The following is a 17171-nucleotide window of genomic DNA, read 5'->3' on the forward strand; positions in this document are numbered from 1 at the left end:
GAGCAGCTTATCGATTCAAAAGGGCCCGCGGGAAAGGGATGGATTTTCCCGTGGGCCTCCTGCCCTTGCCGCTTGCCGGGCTGCCGCCGCCGCGACAGCCTTTTTTCGTGAGCGGGCAAGTTGTCATCACCGGTGGCCAGGGTGGCTTGGGCCAAGCCTTGGCCGAGGCCTTTGTGGCTGCCGGATATACCGTGGCGGCCCCTGGCCGCGATGAGCTCGATGTGAGCGATGCGGCCGCCGTGAAGGAATACTTCCGCGGTCGCGATACGGATCTGCTCATCTGCAATGCCGGCCTCACCCGCGACGCCCTGCTCGCCAAGCTGGGCGAAGCGGAGTGGGACGAAGTCATGGCGGCGAACCTCCGCGGCGCGGCCCTCTGTGCTGCCGCCGCATCACGAGGAATGATCCGCACGCGCCGTGGCCACATCGTTTTCGTCTCAAGCTACTCGGCCATTCATCCGCCCGCGGGCCAAGCCGCTTACGCCGCGGCCAAGGCCGGGCTCATCGGCCTCGGCAAGTCACTGGCCAAGGAACTCGGCCAAGCCAACATCCGCGTGAACGTCGTGCTCCCCGGATTCCTGGAAACCAAGATGACCGCCAGCCTCAGCGAGAAACGCAAAGAAGCCGTCCGCAGCGAGCACGTGTTAGGCCGCTTCAATACGGTGGAAGCCGTCGCGGATTTCCTCCTGACGCTGCACGACAAGCTCCCGCACAGCTCCGGCCAGGTCTTCCAGTTGGACAGCCGGGTGTCCTAACCGAGCGGATGCTTCCAGTGCCCCAAGGGTGTCTCTCTAGTGCCCCAAAGGGGCAAAGGTTGATAGCCCAGGGCAAGCGATAGCGCAGCCCTGGGTTAAGTAGGAAGAGATGACGCGCCCTGAAGGGGCGCAGGTAGCTCGCCGATCAGGAGAAGGCTAGCCTCCTGCTACTCCCCCAACTCCATCAGCCCCTTCAACACCCGCGCCGCCACCGGACCCGCGACCGTCGTGCCAAAGAAGGGCTCTTGCTCCTTCTTCCCGCCTTCGAGTCGCACCGCCACCACATACCGCGGTGCTTCCGCCGGTGCGTAGGCCGTGAAGCTCGCCACGAGTCTACCACTCACATATTCTCCTTTCTCCACCAGAAGGCTGGTCCCGGAGACTCCAGCAACCGCTAGATCCGGAAGCTTCGCCCGCGCACGGGACCCCGAACCACCGCCGCTGCTATCGTAGGGCCCATTGACGCTATCGCTCAGAGCTTGCCGGATCAGCGCAAGCTCCTCTCGGTCCACCCCGCGCTCTCCCACTGGAACCGCTTCGTGAACCTGCTCTCCTACGACAAACACCGGCTGGCGGATGCTCCCACTGGCCACCGTCGAGAGCAACGCGGCGCGATCGAGAACGGAGATCTGAATCGCATACCCATAGGAGGCGCGGCTCAGCTCGACAAGGCTTGGCTCTTTAGAGGGATTGAGCGGATACCACCTGGCCGCGGGGGCCTGCCACATCGAGCCCGCGGCCAGCGGCAGATTGAAGTCGTCCCAGATCCGGCTGAACTTCTCATGGCCCATCTCCATCGCGAGCTGGGCACAATAAACATTCGAAGACCTCATCAACGCGGTGCGAAGCCCGATCTCCCCATGAATCGGATGGTCATCCTTCACGATGATCCCGCCGCTCTTGAAGGCCCCGTCGTGACCGGAATACTTGCGACCCGTAAGATCATTTGTGGCTGCCCCCAGAGCCAAAACCACCTTCCCAAACGACCCGGGCTCATCCGGCGACAAGGCGCGGTTCCGCAGCGGCTCGCGTTCATCGTTCTGCCACGCCTGCATCTGCTCCTCCGTCACCCCATCCGCATAGGCATTCGGATCGATCGCGGGCCAGGATGCCATCGCCACGACCTCGCCCTTGCGCGGATCCATCACCACGATCGAGCCCTTTCGCTCAACCGCAGCCAATTCATTCCAAGCCAGCCGTTGGGCGCGCAGATCCACGGTGGATTGCACCGGCTTGCCTTCCTGAAGAAGCGGGCTTGCTTCCAGGCCGGACTTTTCGACCGGCACCATTCCGCCATCCTTGTCAGGATGGACCCAGCCACTCAGGTGACCGACTGCCGCACCATCGGGATACCAGCGCAACGGCGGATTCGCCCGCATGGCTTCGGGCATCTTCTCAGGATCCGAAGTGGCGATGATCTTACCACGCCGGTCCACAATATCCGGCCGCTTCTCTTGCTTGGCAACGGACAGGGGAGGGGATTGAGCCTCCGCCGCACGCATCACCTCAGGAGCCGCAAAACCGAGAATCGCCAGCACCACCGTGGCCGCCGCCGCTGCCACCGCCATGAACCGCTCCGCAAAGCGCCGGAATCGTGCCGGTGCCTCGCGCCGTGCAAGCAGGAGATGGATCCGTCCGCCGATCTGCGAGCGCCGCGCCATCGCCAGGCCCGGAAAGCAACGCGCCTCGCTCACAGTCTCCAGCAAGTGCCCCGCATAGTCCGCAGCTGGCACTCCCGCTGCCACCACCGCTTCATCCGCCGCACGTTCCTGAGCGATCACGATCCGCGATTGCACCCACCACGCCGCCGGATGAAACCACAGCAATGCCCTAACTCTACGTCCCAACCACCGCCCTATCAAATCCCGGCGGCGAATGTGATGGAATTCATGGCGGAGCACCGAGTGCAGCCGCTCTTCCGGCCAATCTATGGCCGACTCGGGCAGCAGGACCACCGGCCGAAAAGCCGAAGCGACTCCTGGCGAGCTGATATCCGATGAAAGCCGCAGAGGTACGAAGTCCGCCGTACTTCCCGCGATCTCCTGCCAGTGCGCGAACATCGCTGCCGGAGCGCGTCTGCCTTTCAAGCGCCGGGTGACACACCACCCGAAGAAAGAGGGCAGCAGGCTAAGGAGCCCGCCTCCAATCCACAAACCCGCCAAGATCTGGCGCGGCGACAGATCGGGAATCATGATCGATGACGAGGCGGTAGCTTTGACCGGAACCGGCGTCGCTTGAGATGGCCCTTCATCGCCTTCGCCGATGGGTTCATCGACGGGGACAGCTTCAAGGGGAGATCTCGTCGCTAGTGCAGGCAGTGGAAAGTATGCAGCTCCAATCCTCTCCGCCGGTGGCAAAACTTTCCACGACAGCGGCAACAACCCCGAGAAAAAGGCCATTGGCAGCAACAAGGCCAAGCCGGTCCACAGCCGCGCGGCGAGGTCGCGTTGCCGCACACAGGCGATGAAGGCTCCGCCGAGGAGAGCGATGAGCAGTGTCTTCACACAGCCCATGGCGAACCACGAGCTCCACGACAGATCGAGCGGCAGCTTCATGGCTTCTCTCCTCCTTTTGCTTGGCGCTTGGCTTCGCGGATCACCGCTTCCAACTCCGCGATCTCCGCCGCATCTGGCGCGGCCCCGCTGCCCGTGAAGCGCGCCTGCAACGCCTGCTTCAGCGAACCATCGAAGAACACCCGCAGCACCTGCTGCAGCGCGCTCTGCCCGGCCACCGCCGGATCGGTCGCCGGCTTGTAGAAATACTCCCGCCCCTCCTTGCGCCGTGTCACCCGGCCCTTGCCTTCCAGGATCGTTAGCATCGTTCGCACCCCGTTCGGGCTCAGATCCGCCGGCATCTTCTCGGTGACCCCACTCACCGTGGCTTCGCCCAGGGCGAAGAGAATTTCCATGATCTCCGTCTCCCGCCGCGAGAGCCCGGACAAAGGTTCAGGTGTCTTCTTTCGTGCCATGATGCCGCGAAAGAAATCAGGATTTCCAAATCATCACAAGCCAAAAACTAAGTTTTTAGTTTAAGGGCCCGGGGGATGCCCCTCGGGACCTCAAAGGCATTCAACCGCGGAAAGCGGGAAAAGACGCAAAATCTAACAGCCGGTGCGATCGAGGCTTCCCTCTTCTGACTTTCCAATTTAGCGGCCTTTCGCGTTTTTCGCGGTTAAACTCTTATCCGCCCCGGCCCTTGGGCTCTCTATCACCCCGCCAGCTCCTTCAACAACTCCGCCGCCGCCGGTGTGTCCTTCGCATCCCGCCGCTTCATCAGCGCGATCACGCGGAACATCCCTTTCCCCGCGAAAGGCCGAACCACAACCCCATCCATCACCCGGTTCCGCGTTGCCAGCTTCGGCACCACCGTCACCCCCAATCCCGAGGCCACCATCGAAAGCGCCGTCCCCAACTGATCGCACTGCAATCCCGGATCCGGCTCGCGGATCTTGCACAGCCGCAAGGTCCGATCGGAAAGGCAGTGACCACCCTTCAAGTGGATCAACTCCGCCGGATTGAGATCCGCGGCCGTCGGTGCCGCCTTGCGCAGGATCAGCGGATGCTTCACCGGAGCCGCCAATAGCAGCGGCTCGCGGAACAGCTCCTTCACTTTCAGCGACCACTTCTGGCGCTCATGCTCCGGCACATCGCTCAGGATCGCGAACTCAATCCTTCCCTCCACCAACTGGGTAATCAGCTCCTGCGTCCGCGACTCCGAAATCGCAATCGAGATCCCTGGATGCCGCTCGCGGAAGGGCCCGAGCCACTGCGGCAACAAATACGGCGCAATCGTCGGAATGATCCCGAAGGCCACCCGGCCGTGCCGAAGCTCCCGCCGATCCGCAAAGGCATTCCGCAGCTTGTCCCGCTCCGCGAGTAGCCGGACGGCATGCTCCAGCACCGTCTTCCCCGCCGCAGTCAGATCCACACCCCGCGCCCGCCGGATCAGCAGCGCCTCCCCGATCTCCTCCTCCAGCGCCTGGATTTGCTGACTGATCGCCGGCTGGGACAGATTGCACAGCTTCGCCGCCGCAGTCAGCGATCCCGATTCCGCCACACTGAGCAAGATCTCAAGCTGTCTCAGCTCCATCGTCTTTAATTCTTATCCAAGCCATCCCATCCATCCCGGTCCAAACTCCTCTAAGCCATAAGTATTCCCAATGGCTCCGTTTTCAACCTGCGATTTCTCAAATACCGCGAAAGCGCCCACGCTTGGCCCTGCAACCCCATTCCATCATTACCATGGCGAAACCCCAGCTGACCACGACCGGTGGCAACCCGATTGCCGACAACCAGAATTCGATCTCTGCGGGACCGCGCGGTCCCTTGCTCCTCCAGGACTACCAGCTCATCGAGAAGCTCGCCCACCAGAACCGCGAGCGTATCCCGGAGCGTGTCGTGCACGCCAAGGGCTCCGGAGCCTTCGGCACCCTGACCATCACCCACGACATCACGCAATACACCAAGGCCGCGGTCTTCGAGCGGGTCGGCAAGAAGACCGACATGCTGTTGCGCTTCTCCACCGTGGCCGGTGAGCGCGGCGCTGCCGATGCCGAGCGCGACGTGCGCGGCTGGGCCCTCAAGTTCTATACCGAGGAAGGCAACTGGGATCTCGTCGGCAACAACACCCCGGTCTTCTTCGTCCGTGATCCGCTGAAGTTCCCGGACTTCATCCACACCCAGAAGCGCCACCCGCGTACCAACATGCGCAGCGCCATCGCGATGTGGGACTTCTGGTCGCTCTCGCCGGAGTCGCTGCACCAGGTGACCATCCTGATGTCGGATCGCGGCTTGCCCCTGAGCTACCGTCACACCAATGGCTACGGCTCGCATACTTACTCGCTTATCAATGCCAAGAACGAGCGCTTCTGGGTGAAGTTCCACTTCAAGACTCAGCAAGGCATCCGCACCATGACCAATGCGGAAGGCGAGCAGGTCATCGCCAAAGACCGCGAGTCCTCGCAGCGCGATCTCTACGAGGAGATCGAGAAGGGCAACTTCCCGAAGTGGAAGATGCAGATCCAGGTGATGAAGGAAGAAGACGCCGAAAAGTGCCCTTTCAATCCCTTCGACCTCACCAAGGTCTGGCCGCACAAGGACTACCCGGTCATCGACGTCGGCATCCTCGAGCTCAACCGCAATCCCGAGAACTACTTCCAGGAGATCGAGCAGTCCGCCTTCTCGCCCTCGAACATCGTTCCCGGCATCAGCTTCTCGCCGGACAAGATGCTGCAAGCCCGCATCTTCTCCTACGCCGATGCCCATCGCTACCGCGTCGGCACCTGGTATGAGAAGCTCCCGGTCAATCGCCCGAAGAGCGCGGTGAATACTTACCACATGGACGGCTCGATGAACTTCATGGAGCCCAAGAGCAGCAATGCCTACTACGAGCCGAACACCATGGGCGGCCCCGTCCAGGATGAGCGCTTCGCCGAGCCGCCGCTCAAGATCTCCGGCGATGCCGACCGCTGGAATCATCGCGATGGCAATGACGACTACACCCAGCCGGGAAATCTTTTCCGCCTGATGAGCGACTCGCAGAAGGATCAGCTCTTTCACAATATCGCTGAGGCGATGCAGGGCGTGCCGCGGGAAATCGTTGACCGTCAATTGGGCCATTTCCACAAGGCCGATCCCGCCTACGCCGCGGGTGTAGCGCAGGCGCTCAAGATCGAGTGGCAGGCCAGTGGTGCGTATCCGAATGAGCCCGCTTTAGCTTGATCCGCCATCGCTGACATGAATCATGGCGGGCGGTGTGTCGGCACCGCCCGCTCTCTTGAACCCAAGGACCAAATCCGATGACCACTACCGCCCAAGAAGAAGCCCGCTATGCGGAACTCCAGGCCATGGCCCTCGATGCCGCCCGTCAGGGCGATGAGGAGACCTTGGAGCCGATGCTGGAAGCGGGGATGCCAGTGAACCTCCGCGACGAGAAGGGTAACACCCTCCTCATGCTCGCCAGCTACCACGGCCATGCCAAGGCGACTTGGGCCCTCCTGCGTCGCGATGCCGAAGTGGATGCGCGCAATGACCGCAACCAGACCCCGCTCGCCGGAGTCGCCTTCAAAGGCCACCTCGATATCGCCAAGCTCCTGCTGGATGCCGGCGCCGATCCAGTCGCTGACCAAGGCGGCGGCCGCACTCCCGTGATGTTCGCCGCCATGTTCGGCCATCTGGAGATGGTGAAGCTCCTGGAGGCCAGCGCCGTGAAGCAAGGCTGGCGCAAGTCCTCCCTCGGCTGGCTCGCACGGGTCATGGCCATCCCGCGCGTGCTCTTCTTCCGCAAGCTGATGAAGCCGGCTAAGGGTGCGGCTTGAGGCGCGCCGCATGCACCAGCAGAGCCGGGCCACCGGTGACGCATAGCCGCAGCGTCCCCGGCTCAGCGATGCTCCCGCTCCAATCTTCCGTAGCCCCCAGCTCCTTCACGGTTCGGAAATCCAAGGCCGCGTTGGCCCTATCCATCGCAGCGTTGGCCTTCTCCGCATCGCCGGCTTGCAGGCCTAGAGCAAAGGACGGCAGCGGCGCCCGATGCTGCACGATCAGCTTCGCCTCTGCGGGCAGACCGGGTGGCTTGGGCACGCTCCAGTTCCACTTGCCGTCCGCGGCTGTGACCTTGGCCTCCAGCGCTTGCGGCATGAACACCCGCGTCGCCGGATCGCCCAGCAGATTGTAGATCAGCAGATGGTCTGCCTTCAGATCCTTCACCGGGTTGCGCTTGCCGATCACGAAGGGCTCAAGCAGGGCCACCAGCCATTCCTTCAGCGGCTCGCGCGTCGCATGCGCGCGGCGGATCGATTCCACCCACAGCCCGCCCAAGGTGTCCACCGGGGATGAGTCCAGCTCCTTCAGCAGTGCGGTGGACCCATAATAGTTCGTGAGCGGATGCGAATCGACCGACGCCGCGATGCTTGCCACCGGCCCCCCGGGTGCGAATAGCAGCTCTTCTCCCAAACATTGGACCTGCGGATCGGCAAAGGCCCCACACTTGCAAGCGAAGACGATGTGCGGCGCGGCCGGCTGCGCCGCAGTCAGCGCCCGCGCATCAGCCGCCCCATAGCGCAGCGCCCCGTCGGGCAGGGTCATGATCCACCAGGAGTCCGTGCGCCCGTGGCCGATCATCGCGCTGAACAAGCTGCCTTGCGAGATCCTCTGATTGAAGTTCGCCGCGCTGGCTTCCGGCCAGCCACAGAAGGGACTGCGCGGGTCCGACTGCTGGACCCAGAAGCCAGCCCACGGCGGTGCCTCGCTGCGCAGGCGGCTGAGGAAAAAAGGCAGCGCCACCTGCTTCATCACCTCGCCGATCTTCCCGAACCCGGGGTCACCGGACCAAACCGGGATCGTCAGGTCCGCGGGCGAGGGCACGCGCTTTTCCCAAGCCATGATCTTATCCACCACCCGGGCGATCTCCGCCCGGCCCCGGCCCGGGATCCGCCCAACCGGCACATCAGGAACCCCATCCTGATCCAGATCACCGAAGACCGCGTCGCTCACGAACTCCTTCGGATGCTTCGCCAGCCAGCCGTGATAGGGCAGCCGCTCCGCCGGAACGAGGCGATCATCCCCCAGGATCAGCACCGCCGCCGGTCTCTCCGGCAGTGCCGCAATCGCCTCCCGCGGCGCGGCATTGGACCGCTGAACCTTCCACCCCTCCGAAGCCCGCAACTCGCACAGCGGTCCCGCCACCTCCACCAGATCCGGCGGCCCCACGCACAGCCAAGTGCCCCGCTCCTGCGCATCAGCACCGGCCAGCGCGAGAAGAGAGACAAGGAGGAGCCGCTTCATTCCATCCGGTATATGCGAAATCCGCCGGGAAACCCGCCGAAAATTCGCTGGTGGGCTTCCCCGGAAACTCACTCCGAGCGCTCAAGAATGTAGTGGATCGATTTCTTCAGGCCTTCTCCCAAGTTGACACTGGCAAGAAGTTCCAAGAGGACGGCCCGCTTGGCGGGATCGAGGCGGATAAAGGAACGGTTCTCGCGGTATTGCCAGTTCCGCAGGGTTTCCTGGATATCGTCCACCATGGACTTGTCTTGCATCATCTGCAGCAGGAACTCCAAGCCGTGCCACTTCCCGAAGAAAGGTGCCAGGCGGACGAGGTGCAACCTGACGTCGATGGGGAGCGCAGCTACTTGATCCGGGATGGCAAGCAGGTGGGGGCCGAGGAGGGTGGTGACCTTGGCTAGGTGCTTGCGGGCAGCCCTAGCTGGTGCTGGAAGATCTGATGCCATGGTTTGCAGCAAGAAGTCGATATGCTCTCCGAGTGCATCGGTATCCAGGCATTCGATCGCCGCCGTCCTCGTCGGCAGATGCGGGCTCTCCAAGCGGGCAAGAATTTCGGGACGGGCCGCCGCAGAGGAGACCTCCACGAGGCCACGGAGGGCCCAAGGCTCCAATTCCGGGACATCAAGCCGGGCGCGGTAGTGTGCGGCGAAATCCGTTGGAGCGAGCCGCGAAAGATGAAAGCGGGCGAAATGGCGGAGGCTGCGGCTACGGTTGATCAGGGTCTCCCCCAGCTCCTTGATGGCGGCGGGAGGATCAAGCTCCATTTGCCGGGTTAGCCAGAGTCGCCGCACCGGGACAGCGCGTGAGCGGGCGACGGCTTCGGTCGCTTCAGAGCGCTCGTCCTCGCCGAGGCTGGGAAGAACATCCTGAATATACCACAGCAGGGCAGCGCGGTCGTTGCTTCCGAAGAGGTTCCGCCGGATGTCGGGACCGGGCTTGATTTTGGAGCGCTTGAGCAGTTCCAGATAGACGCGACGCTCTTCGCCCCGTGAGGGGGCCCAGAGCTTCTTCCATGCTTCGGGATCGAAGAAGGCAGCGAGATGATCGAACCAGAACTCAATTTGCGCGGACTCCTCGTCTCGCCTCTTCCCGTGCCACCATCCTTTCGCACGGCGACCGCAAGTCCGCAGCCGGGCTACCAACGGTGCTACGGCCATCTTCTCCGCAGAGGAAAGCCGGTCGAGCGTCGGCTCCAGTTCAGACGATGCACGCTCTTCGACCGCAGTCACCCAATCGTTGAGGCGCACCAGTAGCAGGCTGGCGGCGAGGAGCGGCGGAAGTACGGCACTTATCGTAGTAGCCCGCTCGCGGACGTGCCCGGATGGGTGACACAAGGCGACCAGAACGCTGCCGGCCTCTGGCGGGAAGTCGCCTGCCGGGGCCGGGCCGTAACGCGGCCAAGTTTCGCGAATCTCTTCATCGATCTTTGGCCAGAGGGGCGTCGGGAGTGCCGTGGCAAGATCGAGCAGTGTGGCTGCGATAAGTTGCCGAATCTCGGCGGGAGCATGCCAGTAGCAGATGCACAAGGGCGCGAGTGTTTCCGGAGGCCACGAGTCCCGAAGCACCACGCAGGCCTTGCGGACCGCGGGCGCATCATTGGCATTCAGCTTGGCTGCTAGGAAGCCCAAGGCATTCTTTTCACCTTCCGTCATCGCTTCACTCCGTGAACTTCAGCATCCCCCAGTGCTCCGGCAAATGCATCGCGATCTCGCCTTGCGGGCTCCACACCCAGTTGTCCTCGGGATGCTCGCCATCCGCGATCTTGGCACCATGCGCGGGAATGCGGACATACTTGCCCTCCTTCAACTCATGCTTCCACTCCACCCGGGAGAAATTGATGCGCCAGGTATCGCCGGCTTTCGGCGGCGCGGTCTTGCTGCCTTGATACTTGGCCAAGTCTTTCCATGGCAGGAAGACTTCGACGCTCCAGCCGCTGTCGGTATCGCTGGAATTGTTGAGCGTGCCCTGAACCTTCACCGCGCTCTTCAGCCCGGGCAGGTTGGTCCCATGGGTGGCGGTCCCGCCTCTCGAGTAGGGCTTGTCCAGAGTCAGCTCCCAGATCGTCCCGAGCGCGTTGATCTCGAACTCGTAGTAGTTGAGCGTGTCGCCATCGGGATCCAGGAAGATCTCGAAGTCATTGTCGTGGAAGATGATCGCGTTCTTCTCGGTCAGCGTGCCCCAGACATGTGGCTCGGCCAGCTCGGCGCAGACGCAGAGGCCTTCGGCGGTCCAGAGCATCTTCGTACGGGTGCGGAAGCGCGGAGCGGGCTGGTCCTTGCCCCGGATGTCCATGAAGTCGCCGGTCCACGCGGCCTTCTGCCAGGCCGGGTCGGAGAGATCGCCGTCGATGACGGGCGCCTGCTCGGAGCGACGGCACTCGTAGCTTAGCGGCTCGGCGAAGGAAGTGGCGGTGGCGACCAGGGGGAGGATGAAAAGGAATGGCTTCATCGGACGGGTAACCACGAAACAACGCGAAACTGCAGGGAATTTGAAGAGTCAAATTCAGGGGCGCCGACCTTCTCCCGACTGTGACGAAACGCTCGCGCCGGTGAAACACATTTGGATTCGACGACGGCAGCCATTCATCCGCACTCTCTAGCCATGAGTTTGAAAACCTTGGCCTGTGTGGTGACGGGGATCCTGGCGAGCAGCTTGGCGGAGGCCACGCCGCTGCGTGTGCTCACCTACAATTTGCGTTACATCACTTCCGGCGACAAGGGTGAGCTGGCTTGGACCGCGCGGCGCGACCAGGCAGCGGAGTTGATCAAGAACGACGCCGCGGATATCGTCGGCATCCAGGAGGGCCTGCCACCGATGATGAATGACCTGGCAGACCGCCTGCCGGGCTACGCGGTGATCGGCGTCGGCCGCGAGGATGGTGTCGATCAGGGCGAGTATGCCGCGCTGCTGGTAAAGGCCGACCGTTTCCGCATCCAGGAGTCCGGTACCTTCTGGCTTTCCGATACGCCGGAGATCTGCAACTCCTGCACTTGGGGCAATACCGTCACTCGGATCTGCACCTGGGCGAAGCTCTACGACCGCGAGACCAAGCGGACCTTCCACTTCTTCAATACCCACCTCGACCATGCCTCCGAGCTGGCGCGCAAGAAGGGTACCGACCTGATCCTCGCACGGATCGCGGAGCGCAAGCCGCAAGGACCGGTGATTCTAACAGGCGACTTCAACTCGGTGGATGACAACCCGCTGCACGCCGCGATCCGGGCCACCGGAATGGCGGACATCTGGAAGACCCTGAACGCCTCCGTGCCACCCGAGGAGTCGGGAACCTTCCACGAGTTCACCGGCGTGACGAACCGCGGACGGATCGATTTCATCTACGCCTCGCCGGATCTGAAGGGCCTGGAATCCATGATCGTGCGGAGCTCAAAGAACGGGAACTGGCCCTCGGATCACTTCCCGGTTAGAGCGACCCTCGATTGGTGAGTAACGCGCTAGCGCTGCGAAGGGCGGACACTCCTGTCTGCCTTTGAGGTGAGATGAACCTTCCTCCAACCGGCGGGAATCAGCGAGCCGTTTCCGGCATCAGGCGGACATGAGTGTCCGCCCTCCACAGGCACAAAAAAGGGCGGGAGCATCGCTGCCCCCGCCCTTGGAGTTTCGTTCGATCGGTCCTCGTGATCTCAGTTCGCCGAGACCAGCGCGACCTTCAGTCGCAGCCAGCGCTGCGGGAAGCCGGTGCGGCTCACGGAGGCCTTGCGGGTTTCGATTCCTGCGTCGGTTGAGACCAGCGTGTCAGGCACGTCGTCCCATCCGTCGAGTGCATCGGTGCTTTGGACCTGGAAGCTCAGATCCGTGGCGGCGAGGTTCTTCTTGTAGCGCAGGGTGAGCACATCGCCATCGCCGGTCGTTTCGAGCGCGAAGTCCTGTGCTTCGAAGTCCTGCACCCGGGGATCGCTGCCATTGGCATACTCCATCAGGTTCGAGCGCCCGTCGCCATCCGGATCGGCATCGTTGCCCCAGACACTCGCTTCCAGAGCCGGGTTGTTCAGTTCCTCGGCGCTGAAGTGCGCGGAGCGCCAGTTCTCGACCGGCGTTCCCGTGACCGGCGGAGTGCTGGCCGTGATCTGCATCGCGTTGATGTAGGCGAAGTCGCCCTGCACCAGGGTGAGATCCACCCAGACTTGGCCGAAGGCGTCCGGACGGATGCCGGAGATCACCGCGGCTTCGTCGTCGTTGATGTCAGCGCCGGTGCTGCCGATGGCGGTGCCGCTGGTGGTCAGGTTCGCCGTGCCGGAGTTGCTACCGTAGACGTCGTACTTGGTGGTCCGGGTCTGGGTATTGTTGCGGGCACCCAGGAAGCGGAACTCGTAGCTCAGCGCCGGGTTCAGGCCTTCCATCATGAAGCCGCCGGGAACGTCGTCACTCGTTGCGTCGTTGATGTCGTTCGCGGTGGAGTAGAAGAAGTCCTGCGTGGCCGTCTCCGTTGCCAGCTCGCCGAGCAGACCCTGCTGCGGGGCGAAGAGGCCCCCGAAGGGTGCCTTGCCATTGCAGAGGAAGCCGCCGCTCATGGTCATGCGGATGCCGGTGTTCGTGCCGGTGCTGCGGACCAGGTTCGGCAGGTGCTCGCCGGCATTGATGGTGATGCCGCCGTTGGTCAGGTACCAGTTGTTCCAGAAGTTGCCGCGCGCATCGGCACCCACGGTCGGATCACCGGTCGTCACATCGCTTGGACCGAAGTCGAAGAACAGTTTCTCACCCGCGACCAGCGCATTCGGATTGGCCGTCACGACCTTGTTCGGAGCCAGGATCGCCTGCAGCGCAGGGCGGATCACACTCGTGAAGTGGTTGTAGCCCTTCCGGTTCATGTGGGTGTCATCCACGAAGTAGGTGTTCCATTCCACCGGATCGGTGTCGTGGAGGTTGTCCAGGAACTCGTTCGTGTTGAAAAAGTGCAGCTTCAGGTTCGGATCCGAGTTGCAGTAGTCCTTGATCAGCGTATTCGCGGTGCGGCGGCGTGGATCGTGGTTCGGATCCACGAAGAACGAGGGCACCGGGGTAATGCCGATGTAGCAGATCGGCACGTTCGGCTGCTGGGCACGGACCGTGGTCACGAAGCTCTTGAAGTCGGCAAAGACCAGCTCACCGGTCTTATTGCCCACGCGGATGTCATTGGTGCCTTCGAAGACGACGATCGCCGAGGCTTGGTAAGGTGTGACAATGCGGTGCACGATCGGATTCAGATCCGAGAACTGCGAGCCACCGAAGCCGCGCTGCACGATGCGGTAGTCCGCGAAATCCTTGGTCAGGTTTTCCCAGCGGCGGATGCTCGAGCTACCGACGAAGAGCACTCCACCGGGAGCGACCGGATCCAGGCTGTCCTGATAGGTCCAGCGGTCCACGTCGTTGTTGATCGCCACCGGCGGCAGGGCCGGAACGGAAAGGCTCTCGACGATTTCCAGAATTCCCAGGTAAGCGAAATCACCTTGGGCCACGGAGAGCGCCAGATTCACCTCACCCGTGGAGTTTGCTTGGATGTTGCCCAGTGCCACGGTGCTGCGGTTGTTGCCGTTGTAGGTCGCCACCGGGTTGGTTGTGTTGCCGATGCCGGGCCCAGTGGTCTGCAAGGTGCCGGCCGTGATCCCGTTGCCCGCCGTGATGGTGTAGGTCGAGCGGCGGATCGATGGGTCATTGCGCGTGCCGAAGAAGCGCATGGAGTAGAGCTTCGTCGGGCTGAGTCCCCGGATGGTCAGATTCGAGACGGCGGTGGCGCCGTTGTTGAAGAAGTAGTCCTGGGTTGCCGTTGGCACCGCCAGATCTCCCAGCAGCGCGGAGCTCGGGGCGAGCAGGCCGCCGTTGTTGATGCCGTTGTTCTGCCAGTTCGCCGAGGTCAGGGTGATGCCCAGTGACGTCGGCTCGTTGGTGGTGGTCACCAGGTTGCTGATGGCGCTGCCATTGGCGGTAGTCCCGAAGCTGTTCCAGTAGCTGCCGAAGCTGTCCGGGTTCACGGTCGGATTGCCGTTGGTCACGTCATGCCTGCCGAAGTCCACCCGCACCTTCTTGGTCACGATCGCCGGAGCGGCGTCACCTTCGCTGAGCTCCAGGATGCCGAGATAGGCGAAGCCACCTTCCGTCGCGGTCACCCGCAGGGACAGCTGGCCGCTGGCATCGGTCTGCAGGCCGCTGAGCGTAGCGATTGTGGAGTTGTTGCCGTGAATGCCGGCGCCCCCGATGTCGGTTCCGGAAGTCTGCAGCAAAGTGCTGAAGATCCCGTTGCCCCCGGTCACGGTGTAAGTCGTCTTTCTTACATCCGTGGTATTGCGCGTGCCGAAAAGCCGCAGGTTGTACAGCTTGCCAGGATCCAGGTTGTTGATGTTGAGGGTGGCGTAGTTGCCGTTGCCACCGTCGATGAAAAGGTAGTCTTGGGTGGCTTTCGCGATGGCGAAGCTGCCGAGCGTGGCGGAATCCGGCGCTAGCAGGCCGCCATTCAGGATCCCATTGGACTTCCAGTTGGGACCGAGGGTCAGGCCGATGCCGGTGGGGGCATTGCTGGTATCGATGAGGTTCAGGTAGCTCATCGCGACCGGGCCGCCGGTGGCACCGGCTCCCACCACGTTGTTCCAGAAGTTGCCGTTGCTGTCGGCCACACCGGTGCTGCCGTTGCCGGGATTGATCACCGGAGTTCCGGAGGGAGTGACATTGCCATCCGTCGTATTGTTGGGACCGAAGTCTACCAACAGGGTACGCGCATGGAGTGAGGAGACGAGGGCGGCGACAAGACCCGCCAAGAGGGCCGGTCGCCAGCCCGTGAGGAGCTTGCGGGATAACATGGGTTCGACTGGGTTAGGTTGGGTAGAGAAGTCCGCGCTCAAATGTGGGCGGGACAGCAGCCGGCCCCGGGCAAACGCCACGGGTTTGGGAGGCTCATGTCTGCAATTAGGTGTAAATCGGACACCGGGTCAATCTGATTGTATACAATCGATGGCATCGGACATACCGATGCTTCTTCGCGGTGAAGAAAAATCGCCCTGATCTAGGGAATGAGCTGCATACTAGAGCGCCTATCGCGCCTGTAGCGGCGCGTCTATGACCGTCGCACCTCGGCGGCCACAAGCCGCATCGTGAGTTCTCCGCTTCATTCTCATCCGGCCCTCTGGAGAAGAGGCTCTGCCATCCCGATTTTCAGAAAGCCTCTTAGGCGCAGGGCCCGTCCGTGAACAAGGTCGCGACCTCGCGCTTGGCGACTTTGCCCATCGCGTTGCGGGGCAATTGCTCCACCAGCATCAGGTGCCGGGGCAGCTTGTAGGGGGAGAGGCGGTCCTTGGCCCAGTGCTGCAGTTCCGTGAGCACCAGCGGTGGGGCGCTGGCTTCCGGGACGGCGGCGACCGCGACGGTCTCGCCCCAGGTGGCATCCTCCAAGCCGACCACCGCGCACTCACGGATGGCCGGGTGGTCGAGCAGGGCGGCTTCGATCTCCAGCGCGGAGAGCTTGTAGCCACCGCTCTTGATGATGTCCACGGAGAGGCGGCCGAGGATGCGGTAGTAGCCATCTTCCATCACGCCCATGTCGCCGGTGTGGAACCAGCCATCCTCGAAAGAGGCCGCGGTGATTTCCGGAAGCTGCCAGTATTCACTGAAGACCGCCGGGCCGCGGACCTGGATCTCGCCGGGCTCGTGCTCGCCATGCAGGGTCTCGCCGCTTTCGGAGCGCAGCCGGACCTCTACGCCGGGCAAGGGCTGGCCCACCGCACCGGGACGGCGTTCCCCCTGCAGCGGATTGGAGAGGATCATCCCGGTCTCCGTCATCCCGTAGCGTTCTAACAGATGCTGGCCGGTCAGATCATGCCAGCGGCGGTGGAGCCCCGCGGGCAGGGCCGCCGAGCCGGAGACCATCAGGCGCATGCGGCCGAAGGCGGCGGCAAGATCCGACGCGCCATCACCTAACAAATCGACGAGCTTCGCGTAGATCGTCGGCACCGCCATGAAGAGCGTGTAGGCGTCCGCCTTCACCCGCGGCAGGATCAGCTCCGCATCGAAGCGCGGGAAGGCCTCGATCATCGCGCCGGACCACAGGGCACAGCCGAGGACATTGATGATGCCGTGGATGTGATGCAGCGGCAGGAAGAGCGGGATGCGATCCTCCGCGCTCCACTCCCACGCGTTCACCAGGGCCTCAATCTGCGCCTGGAGGTTCGCATGGGTGCTCACCACGCCCTTCGGTTTGCTGGTGGTGCCGCTGGTATAGAGAATCATTGCCCGCCGGGTGGCTGCGATGTCGGGCAAGGAGCACTCAGCCCTAGTCCCTTCTTCGATGACCAGCAGGCGGCGCGGGCCGGGGTCCAGCTTGCTGGCGTAGGCCGGAGTCGTGAGGATGAGCTTGATGTCCGAGTCGCCCAGCACGTGGTCCAGTTCCCGCGCGGTGACTTGGGTGGACAGCGGTACGGCGATCCCGCCAGCCCGCCAGATTCCCCATTGCAGCGCTGCGTAGTCGAAGCCCGGGGGTGCCATGAAGGCCACGCGTTCTTCCCGAAGATCAGCGCGACCGTCTAACAGAACGGCCGCGATCGTCTCGGAGCGTCGCAGCAGATCCGCGTAGCAGTAGGAGCGGCCATCGGCATGAATGGCGATCCGCTCTTCATGGGCGCGGGCCCGGGCAATCAAGGGAAGTTCCACCATC

The 17171-nt window shown here is 63.0% G+C and carries 12 protein-coding genes; 4 read left to right on the forward strand and 8 right to left on the reverse strand.

The window, feature by feature from the left end; all coding sequences use genetic code 11:
• Positions 1 to 107: 107 nt before the first annotated feature.
• Positions 108 to 755, forward strand: a complete 648-nt coding sequence (locus BV071_RS18245; RefSeq protein ID WP_035610536.1) for an SDR family NAD(P)-dependent oxidoreductase — start codon at positions 108 to 110, stop codon at positions 753 to 755.
• Positions 756 to 922: 167 nt separating this feature from the next.
• Here the strand turns inward: BV071_RS18245 and BV071_RS18250 are convergent, their stop codons facing one another.
• The 3 genes from BV071_RS18250 to BV071_RS18265 form a co-directional block, all read right to left on the reverse strand.
• Positions 923 to 3310: a M56 family metallopeptidase gene (locus tag BV071_RS18250; RefSeq protein WP_075090946.1), complete on the reverse strand. Its 2388-nt coding sequence runs from the start codon at positions 3308 to 3310 to the stop codon at positions 923 to 925.
• On the reverse strand, positions 3307 to 3723 hold the full coding sequence (locus BV071_RS18260) for a BlaI/MecI/CopY family transcriptional regulator (RefSeq protein WP_052573532.1): 417 nt from the start codon (positions 3721 to 3723) through the stop codon (positions 3307 to 3309). The genes BV071_RS18250 and BV071_RS18260 overlap by 4 nt, the downstream gene beginning before the upstream one ends.
• A 239-nt stretch (positions 3724 to 3962) precedes the next feature.
• Positions 3963 to 4844 (reverse strand): LysR substrate-binding domain-containing protein, encoded by an 882-nt coding sequence (locus BV071_RS18265; RefSeq protein ID WP_035610336.1) that lies wholly within the window; start codon positions 4842 to 4844, stop codon positions 3963 to 3965.
• A 152-nt stretch (positions 4845 to 4996) separates the two neighbouring features.
• Here BV071_RS18265 and BV071_RS18270 point away from each other — a divergent pair, with 152 nt between their 5' ends.
• On the forward strand, positions 4997 to 6475 hold the full coding sequence (locus BV071_RS18270; protein ID WP_035610540.1) for a catalase: 1479 nt from the start codon (positions 4997 to 4999) through the stop codon (positions 6473 to 6475).
• A gap of 77 nt (positions 6476 to 6552) precedes the next feature.
• Complete coding sequence (locus BV071_RS18275; RefSeq protein ID WP_035610339.1) at positions 6553 to 7071, forward strand: ankyrin repeat domain-containing protein; 519 nt, start codon at positions 6553 to 6555, stop codon at positions 7069 to 7071.
• Here the strand turns inward: BV071_RS18275 and BV071_RS18280 are convergent.
• The 3 genes from BV071_RS18280 to BV071_RS18290 form a co-directional block, all read right to left on the reverse strand.
• Entirely contained in the window at positions 7055 to 8536 is a 1482-nt protein-coding gene (locus BV071_RS18280; protein ID WP_035610341.1) for a C25 family cysteine peptidase, read from the reverse strand. The genes BV071_RS18275 and BV071_RS18280 overlap by 17 nt on opposite strands.
• A gap of 68 nt (positions 8537 to 8604) precedes the next feature.
• Entirely contained in the window at positions 8605 to 10188 is a 1584-nt protein-coding gene (locus tag BV071_RS18285) for a hypothetical protein (protein ID WP_035610344.1), read from the reverse strand.
• Between the two features lie 4 nt (positions 10189 to 10192).
• Positions 10193 to 10984 (reverse strand): carbohydrate-binding family 9-like protein, encoded by a 792-nt coding sequence (locus tag BV071_RS18290; RefSeq protein ID WP_081886078.1) that lies wholly within the window; start codon positions 10982 to 10984, stop codon positions 10193 to 10195.
• Between the two features lie 153 nt (positions 10985 to 11137).
• On the opposite strand from BV071_RS18290, the gene BV071_RS18295 reads away from it, so the two are divergent.
• Complete coding sequence (locus tag BV071_RS18295; protein ID WP_035610347.1) at positions 11138 to 11980, forward strand: endonuclease/exonuclease/phosphatase family protein; 843 nt, start codon at positions 11138 to 11140, stop codon at positions 11978 to 11980.
• 197 nt (positions 11981 to 12177) lie between these two features.
• Here the strand turns inward: BV071_RS18295 and BV071_RS33240 are convergent, their stop codons facing one another.
• Together BV071_RS33240 and BV071_RS18305 are read right to left on the reverse strand one after the other, a co-directional pair.
• Positions 12178 to 15324, reverse strand: a complete 3147-nt coding sequence (locus BV071_RS33240) for a GDSL-type esterase/lipase family protein (protein WP_052573533.1) — start codon at positions 15322 to 15324, stop codon at positions 12178 to 12180.
• A 364-nt stretch (positions 15325 to 15688) separates the two neighbouring features.
• The gene (locus BV071_RS18305) at positions 15689 to 17170 is read right to left on the reverse strand and encodes an acyl-CoA synthetase (RefSeq protein WP_265594584.1); all 1482 of its coding nucleotides are present in this window, start codon (positions 17168 to 17170) and stop codon (positions 15689 to 15691) included.
• Between the last annotated feature and the right edge of the window lies 1 nt (position 17171).

This window comes from Haloferula sp. BvORR071, from assembly GCF_000739615.1.
In the GTDB taxonomy this organism is placed as follows: Bacteria; Verrucomicrobiota; Verrucomicrobiia; order Verrucomicrobiales; family Akkermansiaceae; genus Haloferula.

Excerpts from the sequence above, each read along its gene's own strand:
- BV071_RS18260 (WP_052573532.1), bottom strand. The coding sequence starts at position 3,723 with ATGGCACGAAAGAAGACACCTGAACCTTTGTCCGGGCTCTCGCGGCGG.
- BV071_RS18275 (WP_035610339.1), top strand. The coding sequence starts at position 6,553 with ATGACCACTACCGCCCAAGAAGAAGCCCGCTATGCGGAACTCCAGGCC.
- BV071_RS18250 (WP_075090946.1), bottom strand. The coding sequence starts at position 3,310 with ATGAAGCTGCCGCTCGATCTGTCGTGGAGCTCGTGGTTCGCCATGGGC.
- BV071_RS18280 (WP_035610341.1), bottom strand. The coding sequence starts at position 8,536 with ATGAAGCGGCTCCTCCTTGTCTCTCTTCTCGCGCTGGCCGGTGCTGAT.
- BV071_RS18290 (WP_081886078.1), bottom strand. The coding sequence starts at position 10,984 with ATGAAGCCATTCCTTTTCATCCTCCCCCTGGTCGCCACCGCCACTTCC.
- BV071_RS18305 (WP_265594584.1), bottom strand. The coding sequence starts at position 17,170 with ATGGTGGAACTTCCCTTGATTGCCCGGGCCCGCGCCCATGAAGAGCGG.
- BV071_RS18270 (WP_035610540.1), top strand. The coding sequence starts at position 4,997 with ATGGCGAAACCCCAGCTGACCACGACCGGTGGCAACCCGATTGCCGAC.
- BV071_RS33240 (WP_052573533.1), bottom strand. The coding sequence starts at position 15,324 with ATGTTATCCCGCAAGCTCCTCACGGGCTGGCGACCGGCCCTCTTGGCG.
- BV071_RS18265 (WP_035610336.1), bottom strand. The coding sequence starts at position 4,844 with ATGGAGCTGAGACAGCTTGAGATCTTGCTCAGTGTGGCGGAATCGGGA.
- BV071_RS18295 (WP_035610347.1), top strand. The coding sequence starts at position 11,138 with ATGAGTTTGAAAACCTTGGCCTGTGTGGTGACGGGGATCCTGGCGAGC.
- BV071_RS18285 (WP_035610344.1), bottom strand. The coding sequence starts at position 10,188 with ATGACGGAAGGTGAAAAGAATGCCTTGGGCTTCCTAGCAGCCAAGCTG.